General features: G+C 38.4%; 12 protein-coding genes. 11 read left to right on the top strand and 1 reads right to left on the bottom strand.

The genetic code is table 11. From position 1 onward, the window contains the following. Positions 1 to 10 precede the first annotated feature (10 nt). From MR054_RS04075 to MR054_RS04045, 7 genes are all read left to right on the top strand, one after another. On the top strand, positions 11 to 1,747 hold the full coding sequence (locus tag MR054_RS04075) for a RagB/SusD family nutrient uptake outer membrane protein (RefSeq protein ID WP_242156285.1): 1,737 nt from the start codon (positions 11 to 13) through the stop codon (positions 1,745 to 1,747). A 5-nt stretch (positions 1,748 to 1,752) separates the two neighbouring features. Further along, on the top strand, positions 1,753 to 2,895 hold the full coding sequence (locus tag MR054_RS04070; protein WP_242156284.1) for a glycerophosphodiester phosphodiesterase family protein: 1,143 nt from the start codon (positions 1,753 to 1,755) through the stop codon (positions 2,893 to 2,895). Positions 2,896 to 2,906: 11 nt separating this feature from the next. Continuing rightward, entirely contained in the window at positions 2,907 to 4,367 is a 1,461-nt protein-coding gene (locus MR054_RS04065; protein ID WP_242156283.1) for an outer membrane protein assembly factor BamB family protein, read from the top strand. A gap of 87 nt (positions 4,368 to 4,454) precedes the next feature. Next, complete coding sequence (locus tag MR054_RS04060; RefSeq protein ID WP_242156282.1) at positions 4,455 to 5,933, top strand: outer membrane protein assembly factor BamB family protein; 1,479 nt, start codon at positions 4,455 to 4,457, stop codon at positions 5,931 to 5,933. Positions 5,934 to 5,994: 61 nt separating this feature from the next. Next, positions 5,995 to 7,011 (top strand): alkaline phosphatase D family protein, encoded by a 1,017-nt coding sequence (locus MR054_RS04055; protein ID WP_242156281.1) that lies wholly within the window; start codon positions 5,995 to 5,997, stop codon positions 7,009 to 7,011. Between the two features lie 18 nt (positions 7,012 to 7,029). Next, positions 7,030 to 7,974 carry a glycerophosphodiester phosphodiesterase family protein gene (locus MR054_RS04050; protein ID WP_242156280.1) on the top strand — a complete coding sequence of 315 codons (945 nt, stop codon included), beginning with the start codon at positions 7,030 to 7,032 and terminating at the stop codon, positions 7,972 to 7,974. A gap of 129 nt (positions 7,975 to 8,103) precedes the next feature. Beyond that, a complete protein-coding gene (locus MR054_RS04045) occupies positions 8,104 to 9,471 on the top strand; it encodes an MFS transporter (protein WP_242156279.1) in 1,368 nt (455 codons plus the stop codon). A gap of 232 nt (positions 9,472 to 9,703) precedes the next feature. Here the strand turns inward: MR054_RS04045 and MR054_RS04040 are convergent, their stop codons facing one another. Further along, complete coding sequence (locus MR054_RS04040; RefSeq protein WP_242156278.1) at positions 9,704 to 10,297, bottom strand: RNA polymerase sigma factor; 594 nt, start codon at positions 10,295 to 10,297, stop codon at positions 9,704 to 9,706. A gap of 157 nt (positions 10,298 to 10,454) precedes the next feature. On the opposite strand from MR054_RS04040, the gene MR054_RS04035 reads away from it, so the two are divergent. The 4 genes from MR054_RS04035 to MR054_RS04020 all read left to right on the top strand — a co-directional run bounded on the left by MR054_RS04035 (position 10,455) and on the right by MR054_RS04020 (position 17,711). Continuing rightward, positions 10,455 to 11,603, top strand: coding sequence for a FecR family protein (locus MR054_RS04035; protein ID WP_242156277.1), 1,149 nt, complete (start codon positions 10,455 to 10,457; stop codon positions 11,601 to 11,603). A gap of 96 nt (positions 11,604 to 11,699) precedes the next feature. Continuing rightward, a complete protein-coding gene (locus MR054_RS04030; protein WP_242156276.1) occupies positions 11,700 to 14,942 on the top strand; it encodes a SusC/RagA family TonB-linked outer membrane protein in 3,243 nt (1,080 codons plus the stop codon). 12 nt (positions 14,943 to 14,954) lie between these two features. Further along, positions 14,955 to 16,511, top strand: a complete 1,557-nt coding sequence (locus tag MR054_RS04025; protein ID WP_242156275.1) for a RagB/SusD family nutrient uptake outer membrane protein — start codon at positions 14,955 to 14,957, stop codon at positions 16,509 to 16,511. A gap of 24 nt (positions 16,512 to 16,535) precedes the next feature. Further along, positions 16,536 to 17,711: a SusE domain-containing protein gene (locus MR054_RS04020; protein WP_242156274.1), complete on the top strand. Its 1,176-nt coding sequence runs from the start codon at positions 16,536 to 16,538 to the stop codon at positions 17,709 to 17,711. Positions 17,712 to 17,792: the final 81 nt, after the last annotated feature.

Below are 17,792 nucleotides of genomic sequence, written 5' to 3'. Positions count from 1 at the left end.
AAAAATGACAATGAAAAAAATTATAACTTTTTTAATAATTGCAGTTCTGTTTTTAGGGTGTAACGATGATTTCTTAGATAGAGCACCTTTATCTGAGATTGCACCAGAGAACTCATTTAATACTGCACAAGATCTAGAACTATATACCAATAGTTTTTACAATGATTTACCGGGGTTTGGAGGTGTGATTGAAAGCGATAACCTAAGTGACAATGTATTATTTAACGGTGTGCCCTTAGAGCAAACGGGAAATCGAATAATTCCTGCCGAAGCTGGAAGCGGCGGTTGGAGTTGGGGAGATCTCAGAAAAATCAATATTTTCTTTGAAAACTATGAACGGTCTCCCGACGAAGTAGCTAAACAGGAATATGGTGGTGTGGCCTATTTCTTTAGGGCTTTGTTTTATTACAATAAATTAAAGCGATTCGGAGATGTGCCATGGTACGACGAAGTCATTGGAAGTGATGATACAGAACTTCTTCTAAAACCAAGAGATTCTCGGGAATTTATAACACAAAAGATTATTGAGGATTTAGATAGAGCAATTTCAAATCTCAATACCGATAAGTCTTCTGATCGAGTCAATAAATGGACTGCTTTAGCATTAAAATCTAGAGTTTGCTTATTTGAAGGAACCTTTAGGAAGTATCATGGAGGTCAAGGTGCCGATGAACTTCTGAATTTAGCACAACAAGCAGCAAAACGGGTTATGGATGAAGGGCCTTACAGATTATACTCAACAGGAAACCCAAACATCGATTACAGGGATTTGTTTGCCTCCAACGATGCCAAAGAAGATGAAATAATACTTACAAGACGTTACAGTATTGATTTGGATGTCATTAATAATATCAACTATTATTTTACATCACCAACACAAAGCGATGTGGGACTGACGAAATCCATTGTTGATACCTACTTATTAAATGACGGTTCACCATTTACCTCACAAAGTGGATATGAAACCTTTGATTTTTCTCAAGAATCTCAGAATCGTGATCCTAGAATGGCGCAAACCATAAGGACACCCGGGTACACGAGAATTGGTTCAGGCAGTCCAGTCTTGCCTGATTTTTCGGCGTCAATAAGTGGATACCAAATCGCCAAATTTATAAGTGACGAAAGTCAAGATGGATTCCAAACTGGATATCAGGACATTCCAATCTTTAGATTTGGAGAAGTATTGCTGAATTTTGCAGAAGCCAAGGCCGAGTTGGGGACTTTAACACAAGCAGATATAGATGTTTCCATTAATCTATTAAGAGCAAGGGTGGGCATGCCTGGTTTAAATCTTGCTAACGCTAATGCTTCACCCGACCCTGTTTTACAATCAAGATATTCAAATGTTTCAGGTTCAAATATTGGCGTGATATTAGAAATTCGAAGAGAACGCAGAGTGGAATTGGTGCTAGAAGGGTTTAGGTACGATGATTTGATGCGTTGGAAAAATGGTAAACTTTTAGAACAACATTTCAATGGCATGTATTTCTCCGGATTGGGACAATTTGATTTGGATGGCAATGGCTCTTTTGATATTGAATTGTTTCAAGGATCAACTTCTTTTAATACACCGCAGACCCTGGAAATAGGAGGGGTAATCACATTGTCAAATGGAGTCGATGGAAATTTAGTGCCCTTTGCAGACAGAACAAAGGCGTTTGACGAATCGAGAGATTACTTGTATCCTATTCCATCTGGAGATATTCTATTAAATCCAAATTTAGATCAAAATCCCAATTGGGATTAAATATTATGAATACGGCATTCTTTAAAATAAGGGTATTAGCGTGTATTTCAGTTTTATTAATAGCATCATGTTCAAAGAATGATGATGCTATTGATACCGGTGGAACATTAAATACGGTTGCCGCTTTTAGTATTTCAGAAGATAATCCTTTAGTTGGTGAAAATATTCAATTTACTAATGAAAGTACTGGAATAGAAGCTAATAGCTCTTTTGATTGGGACTTTGGTGATGGGACCGGATCTACCTTAAAAAACCCAACGCATACTTATAATAAGTTAGGAGATTTTATAGTAAAGCTTGTCGCAAAAACTGGGGAGTCTGAAGATACGGCGTCAAAAGAATTGATGGTATCGCTATCCAATGATATTTCCGGGAGAACTTCCTTAAAAAATAAATTGAATGCTCTTAATGGAAAAATCATGGTTTGTGCACATCGAGGACATCATTTAGATGCCCCAGAGAATTCTTTAAAATCAATAACGGATGCAATTCATAGTGGTATTGCTATGGTTGAATTGGATGTTCGTCAAACCAAAGATGGCGAGTTGGTTTTAATGCATGATCAAACCATAGACAGGACCACAAATGGATCTGGTAGAGTAAGTGAATATACGATTCAAGAACTTCAGCAGTATAATCTGTATAAGGATAACGGAATGTTAACTACTGAGAAAATTCCATTGTTAAAAGAAGTTTTAGAATTGTCCAGAGGCAAGATATATATTGATTTGGATATAGACCAAAAAGCGTCATTTAATAAAGTATACACTTTGGTCAATCAGTATGGCATGCTAAAACAAGTGTTGTTTTACTCTTCAGAGTTCAGTGTTATCAGAGAAATGATTCATGTTGGTAACAATGATATTATTCCTATGCCAATTGTTAGAAATCAAAATGACTTCAACCAATATGATAGCTTTAATATTGATGTGCTTCAGTTTAATGTTAATAACAGTGCACTGGAGCAACAAGTTCATTCCAAAGGATGGTATATTTTCAGGAATGCCTATGTAAATACAAGTACCACACCTCAATCCGACAATTATGCACAATTAAATGAAGTAATTACTATTGGAGGTCGTATTGTGCAAACAGATAATCCTGTTGATATTATAATAAAACTACAATCACAAAACTTAAATGATTAAAAATATTAAAAATGAAACAAATTAATAAACTATTAAAATATGGCATATTCCTTTTCCTTTTTGGAATTGTTTCATGCGAAAATGAAGATTCAGTTTTGGATACTAAGCCAGTGGCGGCCTTTAGCGTTAACGAAACTGAGGTAATAGAAGGGAATGCTTCTGTTTTTACAGATTTATCTTTTGATCAAAATGGAAGTATTTCATCTTGGAGTTGGAATTTTGGAGACGGCACGACATCGTCTGAACAATCTCCGGTACATACTTATGAAAAAGGCGCATTTACAGTAGTTCTCACAGTAACGGATAACTCGGGAAATATTAATGTGAACGAATTCTCGAAGACAATTAATGTAGTTGAGCCTTCCACCGCCACAACCGAACCTACTAAAGTCTGGGTATTTAATTTACCTGCTAAGTTTGAAAGTGCCTCACCAGCAGTTGGCGATGACGGGACGGTTTATATGGCTTGTAGTGCCAAAAATGGTCTTGATAACATGTTTGCCATAAACTCTGGAGGTTCACTCAAATGGAGCTATGCTGCAGGGGATATTAATAGAAGTACCGTTTCCATAGATGATAATGGGAATGTGTATTTTGGCTCTTATGATGATAATTTGTACGCCTTCAGTCCTGATGGCACGTTGCGCTTTCAGTTCGATACGGGAAGTAATCCGCGTTATAATGGTGCCGTTTTTGCGAGTGATGGCACTATTTATATTGGTTCACAGTCCGATGCACTTTTTGCATTAAATCCGGATGGGACAGAGAAATGGAATTTTGGAGCAGGTGGTGATTTTAATGCAACCCCCGCAATTGCTTCAGACGGAACATTATTCGTAGGTAATACAGATGATTTTTTCTATGCCATAAATCCGGACGGAACAGAGAAATGGAAATCAGAGTATGGAAGTTGGACAGCTTGTGCAACCGCTATAGGTGAAGATGGGACGGTTTATTTTTCAGGTGAAGGCAATAATTTGGATCCAACATCGGGAGGAGTCTTGATTGCCTACGATCCCAATGACGGAACTGAAAAGTGGCGCGTAGGTAGAACCAATAAGGTGTCCAGGGGAGGTCCGGTTATTGCTCCTGACGGAACATTATATTTGGCCGGACAAGATGGTAAACTATTGGCCTACAATAGTGCCGATGGCACAATAAAATGGAGTTATGATTTATTGGGAGAATCATTAGTAACACCTGCTATTGATAATGATGGTAATATCTACGTAGGGGATGAATCTGGCTTTTTTCATGTTATAGACCCTGATGGGAATAAGAAATGGAAAGAAATGCAGTTGGGCTCTAGAGTGTGGTCATCGGCAGCAATTGGTTCAGATGGTACAATCTATGTAGCCGCAGATCAATCTGACGGTACGGGTAAATTATTTGCTTTAAAAACGAATGCCTCAGGGCCTGCTTCAAGTGGTTGGCCAATGCGTTCTAAAAATGCGAAACACCAAGGCAGGTAAGCTTCTAAAAATCAATTTATTAAAAATCTTTTGGACGGTTCTTATTTTGAGCCGTCCGGATATTCCACATTCTAAAACTTAAACATTATGAAAAAAATTTACACAATATTAGGCATATTATTATCTATGGGGTCTTATGGACAATTGGCTGAAAGCTGGTCTTATACATTACCGGATAAAGTAGCCTATTCGGGTCCGGCTATTGCAGATGATGGTACAATTTACATCGCTTGCGATTACACAACACGTAATACACTAACCTACGAAACTTCACCTGAAAATGTGTTTGCTATTAACCCAAATAACACGCTAAAATGGCAAGGACATGTAAATGAAGGTGCTTTACAAGATAAAGTAGACCAAATTATATCCAGCCCATCAATAAATGCCGATGGATCTGTATATATAAGTGGCCATTACGGAAGACGAGTTCATAGATTCAATGCCGTTTCAGGAGACACTTTACGTACCTTTTATATGAATTCTAGAGTACGCTATTCAGCTCCCGCATTTGCAAATAACGGTGACGTTTATATACTTACCCGTAACAACAACGACAGAGGATTACGTAACTATTCTCTTGATTTAACAGTGCAGAATTGGATTTTTGGAACAGGTACAGATTTTAACAGTGTTCCTGCCATAGGGTCTGATGGTACTATTTATGCGATAGCCACAAATGACACTATGTATGCGATTAATCCGGATGGAACTCAAAAATGGTCTACAACTTATGGGACCGGGGGTTATGCCAGTTCAGCAATTGCACTTGCAAACGATGAAACAATTTATGCTTCTGCAAAATTAAATGCGGCAGGAGATGGTGTTTTGAAAGCATATAATCCGGCAGATGGTACCGAAAAGTGGTCTGTAACTTTTGTAGGTGAAAATGCCGAAAAGGGAGGTCCTGCCGTTGCTGCAGATGGCACGGTATATTTGGGTAATGCCGGAAGGAAAATGCAGGCATTTAATCCTGTGGATGGAACCATACTGTGGACTTATATTGCAGGGGCAGCGATTGAAGTTGTACCAGCTATTGATAATCTTGGCAGACTCTATTTTGGAGATACAAGTGGTATGTTTTATGTTCTTAATAGCGATGGGACTGAGGCTTATACACCTTTAAGTCTGGGTGCTAAAATCACATCTCCAGCAGCCATAGATTCAGATGGGACAATATATGTTGGTGTTGAAACCGCTTCTGCCGGTAAATTAAGTGCCTTAACAACTTCTGCTACAGGTTTGCAAGTAGGTGGCTGGCCTATGTATGGTAAAAATGCAAAGCATACCTCAAATGTTAACGCAATAACCTTATCCAATCTGAAAATCCTATTAGAAGACTTTAGAGTATATCCTAATCCAGTAGTTTCAGGCGGGTTTTATGTTTCAACGGCTTCAAATAGTGCTAAATCGATTCAAATTTTTGACATGTCAGGTAAACAGGTGTATTCCAATAATATTGAAGCAAATGAAAAAATAAAAACATCCAACTTAAGAGATGGCATGTATATTTTGAGGGTTCAAGAGAACAATAAGTTAGTAACAACAAAATTGATTATTAAATAAACTTTTATGTGAATATGAGAGCGGGTTACTTATACGAAACTGCTTTAAATTTTTATTTTTTATGCTTAAATATATCTTTCTTTATTTAATAGTATTTAGTAGCATTTTATGTTTAGCACAATCGGATTCGACTAACGATTTTGTTATAAACTTTGGGTCTTGCAATAAACAAGATAAAGTTCAACCGCTATGGGATGATATTATCAGTAATAAGCCTGATTTATGGATTTGGCTTGGAGATAATATATATGGAGATACAGATAATATGGAAGTTTTAAAACAAAAGTACAAACAACAGGGCAACAATGAAGATTATCTAAAATTAAAGAGAAAGGTTAAAGTAATTGGAACCTGGGATGATCATGATTTTGGGGTTAATGACGGAAATAAAAATTACGGTTACAAAGAAGATAGTAAGCAGCTGTTTTTTGATTTTTTTGATGAGCCAGAAGATAGTTTTCTAAGAGAAAATGACGGGGTTTATACGGCTCATATTTTTAGTATTAATGAAAAGCATTCTATAAAAGTTATTCTATTGGATGTTAGATATAATCAAGATGAAATTATTAGAATTAATGGGATTTATCAACCAAATTATAAGGGTGATATATTAGGTCAAAACCAATGGGAATGGTTTGAGAAGGAACTGGAGAAAAATAATTCAAGTGTCACCATTATTTGTAGTGGATTACAGATTATACCCGCTGATCATAAAGATGAAAAATGGGCTAATTTCCCTATATCAAGGCAGCGGATTTTCAATCTATTAGAAAAATATAAGACCCCCGGAGTGATTTTTTTAAGTGGAGATCGTCATATGGCTGAAATAAGTAAAATCAAACTTAAGGATTTAGACTATGAAATCTACGAAATAACATCAAGCGGTATGACGCATTCTTGGGAGTTTTTAAAGGAAGATTACAACCGATATCGAATAGGTAGTATAATACCCCATTTGAATTATGGACAATTAGAACTGGTTCAACAAGATAATATGATTATAGCCAAATTATCAATTAATGGAGATAAGGGAATAAGATATTGGTCAGAAACCCTCCGGTTTCCAGTCGTTAATTAAATCTAAAATAATAAATACATGAACTTTAAAGTTTTCACATATACAATATTGATTAGCACTCTTTTACTGGTTTCGTGCAAGGATAATAAAAAATCCGAAGAGACGAAAAATGCTGACAGTAATAGCGTTACTTCAATTCAGGAAAAAATAGCAAATCTAAAAGATTCCAATAACAATCACATTATTGTCGTATCACATCGCGGTGATTGGCGCAATGCGCCTGAAAATTCCCTACAAGCGATACAAAATTGTATTGATATGGGAGTGGATATGGTTGAGATTGATATTCGTGAAACTAAAGACGGGCATTTAGTTCTCATGCATGATAATACCATTGACAGGACAACAAACGGGAAAGGTTTAGTTAGCGAATGGACATTAGATTCGCTGAAATCTTTACGTTTATTGGATGGGTTACGTGTACCAACACAACATAAAATTCCAACCCTTAAAGAAGCACTATTGGTATCAAAAGATAAAATTCTGATCAATTTAGATAAGAGTTACCCCATTTTCGATAAATGTTACGAAATCATAAAAGAAACAGGTACACAAAACCAAGTAGTCATAAAAGGGTCAAAACAGTTATCTGAGGTAGAAACTGAGTTTGGAGCTTATTTGGACGAAGTCCATTTTATGCCGATAATAGGTTTGCCTAATGACAATGCAAAGGCCATTATTGACGCGTATTTATCTTCTAAGCACCTACCAATTGCATTTGAATTTACCGTAAAGCATGATAGTATCAAATTTATCAAGGAGTTTAAAAAGATTAGACACAGAGGTTCTAGTATTTGGGTAAACGCGCTTTGGCCTCAACATAACGCAGGGCATGATGATGAAAAGGCTATGATAGATCCTACAGTTTATGATTGGTTTATTGAAAAAAATATTGATATAATTCAAACAGATCGCCCCCAATTGCTATTAGATTATCTCAGAAGTAAAGGACTTCATAATTAAAAAAATTTAGTTAGTTTTTTTATAGTTGAGTTAGTTTAGTTTTTAAAAGCACAGTTTTTGTGACTGTGCTTTTAAAATATAATCCTTCGCTGCTAAATTTTAGCATAAAAAGTTATCAAAAATGAAATTATGATACAAAAGACACATAAAATCAAAACGTATTTTGCGCCCTTGCCAGCACGGGAATTAATTGGTGATAAAACCTTAGTCCAAAAAAAGTATAAGATGTCCAAATGGAGTGTTTTCCTCTCCGCTACATTTGGATATGCTTTTTTCTATGTATGCAGGTTGAGCTTGAGTGTGATTAAAAAACCGCTGGTTGATGCAGATATATTTGATCCTGCACAATTAGGACAAATTGGTTCGGCACTATTCTTTTCTTATGCTATAGGTAAGCTGGTTAATGGATTTTTATCAGATCATTTAAATGTCAATAAATTTATTTCTATAGGATTGCTTTTTACGGCATTGGCTAACCTAATTCTAGGGTTTTTTCCTGTTTTCTTGGTATTTATTATAGTATGGGGTTTGAGTGGCTGGTTCCAATCACAGGGAGCAGCGCCTTGCGTTGTAGCCCTTACCAGATGGTTTAAAGCAAATGAAAGAGGAACGTATTATGCAGCCTGGAGTGCCAGCCATAATATTGGTAAGGCTATTGCCTTTACACTGTTACCACTATTGATTGGTTTTGGAGGATGGCGATGGGGATTCTGGGGAGCAGGAGTAGTAGGAATAATTGGGGCAATTATGGTGAAGCTATTTTTGTATGATAGTCCTGAGAGCAAGGGACTGCCATCAGTAGTATCACTTGAACAGAAACAGAAAGGAGGAAAACGTTCCGAAAATAAGCCCCAAGATGTAAGTAGTTCACAAAAATCGATATTAAAGAACCCGGCTATTTGGCTACTCGCCCTATCGTCAGCATTGATGTACGTGATTCGGTATGCTATTGAAAGTTGGGGGGTGTTCTATGCCGAGGCTGAGAAAGGCTACAGTAATGTTGAAGCAGCCCAAATTATTGGATTGACAGCCATATCAGGAATTATTGGAACGGTTCTATCTGGATTTATTTCAGACAGATTTTTTAAAGGAAGCCGGAATGTGCCGGCCTTGGTAGCAGGAATTCTCAATGTCTTGTCTGTTTCGGTCTTTTTATTTTATTCAAATTCTAATGTGTTTACAGACTCAATTTCAATGATCGTACATGGATTTGCCATAGGAATTTTGATAACCTTCCTGGGAGGGCTCATGGCAGTGGATTTAGCTCCAAAGAAAGCAGCAGGAGCAGCTATGGGCTTGATAGGTATAGCCAGTTATGCAGGTGCAGGGATCCAGGAGATTATAAGTGGGATATACATAGAAGACTCAGCATTAATGACAGATGGTGTGATATCTTATGATTTTTCACAGATCAGGATATTTTGGTTAGGAGCAGCCATACTTTCAGTGATTTTGGCCTTGTTAGTATGGAATGCTAAAGCTAAAGATGAGGTATGACGCATAACTTTTTACAGGATGATTTGCAAAAGCATGTATGAGTAGACAAGTGGGTTTTGTGACCCCGATAAAGGAAAATACCATGGCCAGGTCAAGACAAAACGGGTTCTCATGAAAGACGTCCTGCTCATGATTTATTTATATGACGGTAATACCTCATAAATGGAGAAGTAAATCCAAAACAGAAAGATGTCTTTATTTTTAATTTTCAAAACAAGATAAGTATAGGATTCTATAATTTGGTGGAATTCCTTTCAAATAGCATGAACAAAATATGTTTCAACTTCTCTGCCAATCGTTCTCTAAGGATATTATAGGCTTTGGTTAAATGACCTTCCACTGTTTTTATGGAAATATTGAGGTATTCAGCAATTTCAATATTGGTCAAACCCTCATTTTTGCTTAATAAAAAAGTCTCTTTACATTTTTTGGGTAAACTTGAAATGCCTTCCGACACTAAGGCTAATTTTTTTTCCAATAATTCGGTATAATTATCATCTACAGATTCATTCAAGGCTTCCATATAGGCACGTTCAATAGAAGAAAATGCTCTTTTTTTGTGGTATTGGTTAATGAATTTATTATAGGTCATCTTGAAGATATAGTTTTTTAATGAATAGGAGGCATCAAGTTTTTCCCTATCCCTCCAGAGATTCATAAAAACCTCCTGAATCACATCCTGGGCCATAGCGCGATCGTTGGTCAGACTGAAGGCATAATTAAACAGGAGACTATGATAGGTTTTTAACAAATACCTATAAGCCTCTTCGTTTCCCTCCTTCAGATTTAAAATCAGTATGGATGAATTTTCAAATTTTAATGACATAACACGAATTGAACCTAACCTATTTTATGTAAATGTCATGAAAATTTTATGAAGAATAAAAAAACTTGTTAAAAAAGCAAGGGTTTTTAATTTCTGCTTTGCTATAGAGGTATAAAGAACATTTCAAATAATGACTCCTGAGATTAAAAAAGTAATAGTGAAGTACCTGACCAACTCGGCAACACTGTCCGATTTGGATTTCCTTTCTGTGTGGATTGAAAAGGATTTAAATAAAGAATTGTTTAAGGAGTATGCGAAAACGCATTTTATTATAAATCTGCACATGAATGATCCGGAAACAGATGTTGCTATCCAAAGATTGTTGGATGCCATTCGTAAGGAAAAATCGTGGCGTTATAGGCTAAGAACACAATCGATTTACAGATATGCAACAGCCGCCATTCTGGTGGGTATTTTGGCGACGGCCTATTTTTTTAGAACTAATGTATTCACGACATCCGTTGAGGATGGCGGCACCCCTGCCATAGTGAATACCAATGTTATTGAACAGGGTACCGATAAGGCCATACTGACTTTAGAGGATGGCTCCCAGATAGCCCTGGAAAAAGGGAATGCCATTCAAACCCGGAACGCTAAAAGTAACGGGGAAGAAATCGTTTATGAGGGTAATAGCAAGGACATAATTGAGTTAGTTTTTAATCATCTGACGGTACCAAGAGGCGGGCAGTTTTTTATTGAGCTGTCCGATGGTACCAAGGTCTGGCTGAACTCCGAATCGCAACTAAAATATCCTGTAAGTTTTATGGAAGGGCAAGCCCGCGAGGTGGAATTGGTGTATGGCGAAGCCTACTTTGAGGTGTCTCCGAGTACTGCCCATAATGGGGCTGAATTTAAAGTGCTAAATTCATCTCAAGAGGTAGAGGTATTGGGTACAGCCTTTAACATTAAGGCCTATAAGGACGAGACCAATATTTACACCACCCTGGTGGAGGGCAAAGTGCTGGTAGGTCCTGCGGAACGTAAACAACGATTGGTTCCTAATCAACAGCTGGATTTTGATCTGCAAACGCATACAACGACCATTAAGGAGGTTGATGTGTTCAATGAGATTTCCTGGAAGGATGGCATCTTTAGTTTTGAAGAAGAATCCCTGCAAAACATCATGAAAGTTTTAGCGAGATGGTATGATGTTAAAGTCGTATTTGAAAATGAAGCGATAAAGGATGAAGAATTTATAGGACTTTTAAGGAAAGATCAAAGTTTAAATAAAATCATCTCGACCATTAAAGATTTTGGCATTATAAAAGATTTTGAATTTGATGAAAAACGATTAATTCTAAGATAAACTAAAAGAGAGAGAAGTCTAACGTTTCGCAGTGTTTCAACTTCATCTCTCTGTAATATTTAATTAAACTAATGTCTAACTAAACTATGCTAATTTATGAAAATTAAATTAAGGGATTACCCTTTTTGTTTCCAAAAGCGGATCCTGTTCATTATTATGAAAACTTTTATTATTCTATTCTGTACTACTGTATTGGGTCTGACTTCTGAATATTCGTTTTCTCAAGAGAGAATATCCATTCAGGAAGATCAATTAGTCACGGTAAATCAGGTTTTCAGAATAATTAAAAAGCAAACCAATTACGGGTTTATTTACCCCAAAAAGTTATTCAAGAACACCCCAAAAATCCAATTGAAAAAAGGGGAAATTGAATTACGGGAATTATTAAAACTCAGTCTTGGTTCAAGCAACCTGAAATTTAAAGTCTCCGAGGAAAAGACGATTACTTTTCTGGAAATGGATACGACAGAAACCGCAGTCGATGTGCAACAAACGATTGACGTTAAAGGGGTGGTTACGGACGACTTAGGACAGCCTTTACCCGGGGCCAACATTATTGAAAGAGGAACGGCCAATGGGACCCAAACGGATTTTGACGGCATGTTTGCTCTGAGCGTTTCGAACAGTAATGCAGTACTTGTGGTGTCTTATCTGGGATTCAAGTCGGTCGAAATAGGGTTATCCGGTGAAACCGAGTTGCGCATTCAATTACAGGAGGATGCCGCAAACCTTGAAGAAATTGTGGTTATTGGTTATGGAACTGCCAGAAAAACAGACTTAACGGGCTCCGTGGCTTCGGTGGACTCCGAGCAATTCCACAATATACCCGTAACAAATGCGGAAGGATTAATAGCCAATCAATTACCCGGAATCCAAATTACACCTCAAAGTGGTAGACCGGGAGCCGGCAGTAATATTCTAATACGAGGCGGTTCTTCGCTTAATGCCAGTAACGATCCCCTGATCGTTATTGACGGTGTGCCCCTCGAGGGCGGTAATAATGGGCCGGGTATTTTAAGCCAGTTGAATCCCAATGATATTGAAAACTTCACGGTTCTAAAAGATGCCTCCTCTGCGGCGATCTATGGATCACGGGCTTCCAATGGCGTGATCATCATAACGACCAAAAAGGGGCAATTGGATGAGTTCCAAATCAGTTTAAATTCCAACACCAGAATATCACAGGTCAGGGAACTGATACCCGTTTTAAATGGGGATGAATATCGAGCAGTTGTCGAGGACTTGGGGAGCAGTTCAACACCCGTGGGAAATGCCAATACGAACTGGCAGGAGGAAATTTATCAAATCGCTTTGGCCACAGAGAATAATTTAAGTGCCAGTGGTGCCATCAGGAATATTCCATTCCGGGCATCAATGGGGTTTTTAAAGCAGGATGGGATTGTAAAAACAGATGAATATGAGAGAATCACAGCGCTCCTAAACCTAAACCCCAAATTTTTTGATAACCATTTAAAAATAAACCTCAACCTAAAAGGCTCATTGGAGGATCAGAGATTGGCCAGTGACGGGATATTTTACTATGCACAGGCATTTGATCCCACACAGCCTGTTTATGTGGAGGACCAGACGTATGGGGGATATTTCCAATACACCCAGTTCGCCACAAACCCGGCTTTGGCGATTCCGAATCCCTTGAGTGTATTGGAACAATTGGACAGAAGGAATGAAAGTAAAAGATTCATTGGTAACGTACAATTGGATTATAAATTCCATTTCTTTCCCGATCTTCATTTAAATATTAATGCCGGTGTGGATTTGGCGGAAGGGAAATGGCGTGAAATTGTGCCCGATAATTATTTTCCCGCATCGGTAAGTGAAGGCAGTATCTATGTGGCCGATCCATCCAATAAAATTGAAAATAAATTACTGGAGGCCTACTTGTCTTATACTAAGAATGTGGACGCTATAAACAGTAATTTTGATATTACTTTAGGGTATTCTTATAATGACTTCTTAAGGACCAATTATAATTATTCCACAACGAATTACAACGGGGATATCTTCCCAAATAGTATTCCGGCGTTTCCCTTTGACAAACCCAGTAATGCCCTAATCTCATTCTATGGCCGATTGAATTATAGCTTTAATAACAAATACTTATTAACGGCTTCGTTACGACATGATGGGTCATCACGTTTTTCAGAAGAAAAACGATGGGGAACATTTCCTGCTGTGGCCCTGGCCTGGAAAATAAACCAAGAAAATTTCTTAAAAGACAGTAAGGTGTTATCCAGTCTTAAACTAAGGATGAGTTTCGGGATCACCGGTCAGCAAGACGGCATTGGAAATTATGAATACATTCCCGGATATTCCCAGGGAGAACTCAGCTTTCAATACCTGTTCGGGGATACCCGATACAGTACGGTAACGCCGGGCTCTTTTAATCCCAACCTGAAATGGGAACAGACGGAATCTTCCAATATAGGAGTGGATTTCGGCTTCTTTAATAATCGTTTATCGGGCAGCATAGACGGGTATTACAAGGTCACCAAGGATTTACTCAATTTGACGGTCATACCCTTAGGCGTTAATTTTGATAATGAACTTCTGCTAAATATTGGGAGCATGGAGAACAAAGGGGTTGAATTTACTCTGAACACCATCCCGATAAAGAATGATAATCTCACCTGGCGCTTTAATACCAACTTTACCTATAACGACGGTAAAATTACCAAATTGACCGATTCCAATGATGACAGTGTGGGGCTATTTAGTGATGTTACCTTAGTGAATACGGTTGGCTATAAACGAAACACCTTTTATCTATACAGGCAGGTCTATAATGAAAACGGGAGACCCATTGAAGGTCAAATGGTGGATTTAATGAATGATGGCATGCTCAATGCAGAGGATCGCTATATTACCGATAAATCTACAACTCCCGATTATTTGATAGGCCTGAATACAACCTTGAATTATAAAAATTGGAATTTTGGAGCTGCAGCTCATGCTAATATTGGCCACTATATATTTTATAAACCCCTGGATGATGCCATTGCCATTACCACCTGGCAAGTCTCACAAAATTTACATAGATCGTATTATGAAACAGGGTTTAGAACTCAAAATGTAGCACAATCCTTTAGTGATTATTATTTGCAAAATGCGTCATTCCTGAAATTGGACAATATTAATGTGGGATACACTTTTAACAGCTTGAAAGAACGTATGGGGATAGGTTTAAATATTAACGCCTCCGTACAGAATGTATTTACCATAACAAAATATACAGGCAGGGATCCGGAGGCCTTGGGAGGCTATGAGAATACCTATCCGATACCAAGAATCTATGCTTTGGGGATAAATGTGAATTTCTAAAAAAATAGGATTATGAAAAATATAATAATAAAGACTTTAAACAAGACCGTGTTACTCCCTGCGCTAGTACTTATCGTGTTAGGCGCTTGTACGGCAGATCTTGAAAAGACGCCAACTAATGTGATAACTAATGACGACCAATATGCCTCTCTTGAAGGCTATAAGCAAAGTCTGGCATCTATTTTTGCAAATCTGGTTTATGGGCCATTTCTGAGATACCATTGGGAAATGCAGGAATACACTACCGATATGGCGGTGAGTACATGGGGCGATGACAATAATTTACTGTATCATGAATTATCGTGGAGCCCTGATACGCCGGCACTGGCATTTTTGTACAATGATTTATTAAAAATCATTACCCAATGCAACAACTTTGTTATTGAATCTTCTCAGGCCAATTTGGATAGTAGAGGATTTACAGGGAATGATGCCGAGCAGGTTATGCAATTTCAGGCTGAGGCCCGGTTTTTAAGAGCCTATGCCTTTTGGGTCCTTATGGATGCCTATGGTAACCCGCCCTTTCCAACCGAAGAGAATTTAGGGAATTCCAACCCAGAGCAGATTCAGCGAGCCGATTTATTCGCATGGTTAGAAACGGAATTAATGGAAATTGAAAGCCGTATGGCCGAACCTCAAGCCAATGAAAGGGGAAGACCTGATAAGGCGGCTGTTTGGGGGTTGCTGTCCCGGATGTTTCTAAATGCCGAAATTTATACGGGCATTCCACATTATTCTGAGGCCATAACCTATGCCACCAAGATTATGAATTCAGGCTACTCCTTAATACCCGATTATTCATGGTTAATGTTGGGAGATAATTTTAAGAACGGAGACGAATTCATTTGGGTCATCAATTACGACAGTACCTTCCAAACCTGGTATGGTACAAACTTTCTGTCTTTGGGCGCAGCCGGAGTACCTCAGTCCATTAATGGGATGTCGGGATCCTGGAGTGCTTTTAGATTCACACAACAAATACCTGTGCTTTTTCCCACTTTCGATACTTCAATAGATCAAAGAGCGCAGTTTTATACCGATGGGCAGGAATTGGAGGTTAAAAACATTAAAAAAAGTACGGATGGTTTCTCGGCCTATAAATATAGAAATGTGGACCGGGATGGTAATCCCATGCCCCAGAACAACACTTTTGGGAATTTGTCTGATATCGATTTTCCCGTATTCCGACTGGCCGAGATATATTTGATCTATGCCGAAGCCGTATTAAGAGGGGGTTCCGGAGGGAATCAAAGTCAGGCCTTGGATTACATAAATCAAATAAGGGGTCGGGCCTATGACAATGATCCTTCTAGTACGCTTGGTAATATAACCTTGAGTGAATTGACTTTAGATTTTATCCTTGATGAAAGGGCACGTGAATTGTATTGGGAAACGCACCGAAGAACGGATTTGATCAGATTCAATAAACTCACTACCGGAAGTTACCTGTGGGCATGGAAAGGCGGCGTGGAAGCCGGGACTTCGGTCGATCCGAAATACAATTTATTTCCTATTCCCACACCCGATATTTTGGCCAACCCCAATCTTACCCAAAATCCCGGTTATTAAACCATTTAACTAAAAAAACATATCATGAAAAATATAATTTATTTACTATTAGCAGCTGCAGTATTAATGACCTTCAATTCGTGTGAAGACGAATTTGATCCTATACAAATTGTGAATCCCTCGGAGGATGGGATTTCATTTCTCAATTCCTCCTTCTCCACACAGTATTTGCTTTCTGAAGATACGGAAGACAACATAGCGGAGCGATTTATTTGGTCAAGGGCCGATTTTGGAGTTCCAACCAATATCAAGTATGAATTACAGGCCACAACAGACGCGCAATTTGAAACCTTCAATTTATTAGGGACCACCTCAACGACCAACCTGGCCATTACCGTTCGACAACTCTTAAATTTTGCATTAGACCTTGGACTGGATAGCGATCCGGAAACGACCGATAGTTCCGGGGCGCCTAATAATACAGGGTCGGTCTATTTCAGGGTACGCGGATTGATTGGGGAAGGCACACCCAATTTGGTGGAGATGTACTCAGCGATTCAAAGAATTGATATTTTCTGGATTGAGGAAACAACCGAATTTGTCCCCGGAGAACCGTATTATATTGTTGGTGACGGGACGACCGCCAATGGGTGGACCTTCGATGACAATGTGGTCTTAGTGGAAACTGAAAGTAAAATCAGAACCGCAAGGCTTGCTATGGGATATGGACAGTGGGGCTCGGCATTTTCCTTTTATCCCGGTAAGGATGACTGGTCCACAGCATATGGCTATACCTATTATGCCGAAAACGGGTATGACATAGATCCCTTATTAGAGGATAATGGCGATGGGCACTTCAAATTTGTGGGAACGGAAGGGGTGTATCAATTAACGGTAAATGCACAGGAAAGGACCATTGTCCTGGAACCATCAGTTCCCTACTATATCGTGGGTGACGCCAGTACGGCCAACGGATGGACCTTCGATGACACTGTGAGATTGCCTGAAACAGCGGCTTATATACGACAGGCTGTAGTATCCCTGGGGTATGGGCAATGGGGTTCAGGATTTTCCTTTTTCCCGATGAAGGACGTATGGGATACCCAATATGGCTACACCTATTTTTCTGAATTAGACTATACTATCGATCCCTTACTGGAAGACAATGGGGATGGTCATTTCAAATTTGTTGGTAGTGAAGGGAATTACGAAATCACCATTGATGCATTAAATAAAACCATTGTTTTAATAGCCCAATAGGGCCAGGCGTTTTTCGCGTTGAATTAACGGTATTTTTTAAAGATTCCATCCAGGCTTTTTCAGGGTTGGATGGGTATCTTT

The organism is Aestuariivivens sediminis, assembly GCF_022662105.1.
In the GTDB taxonomy this organism is placed as follows: domain Bacteria; phylum Bacteroidota; class Bacteroidia; order Flavobacteriales; family Flavobacteriaceae; genus Aestuariivivens; species Aestuariivivens sediminis.
The sequence above is the reverse complement of the archived record's forward strand: the minus strand, read 5'-3'. Positions and strand labels throughout refer to the sequence as shown.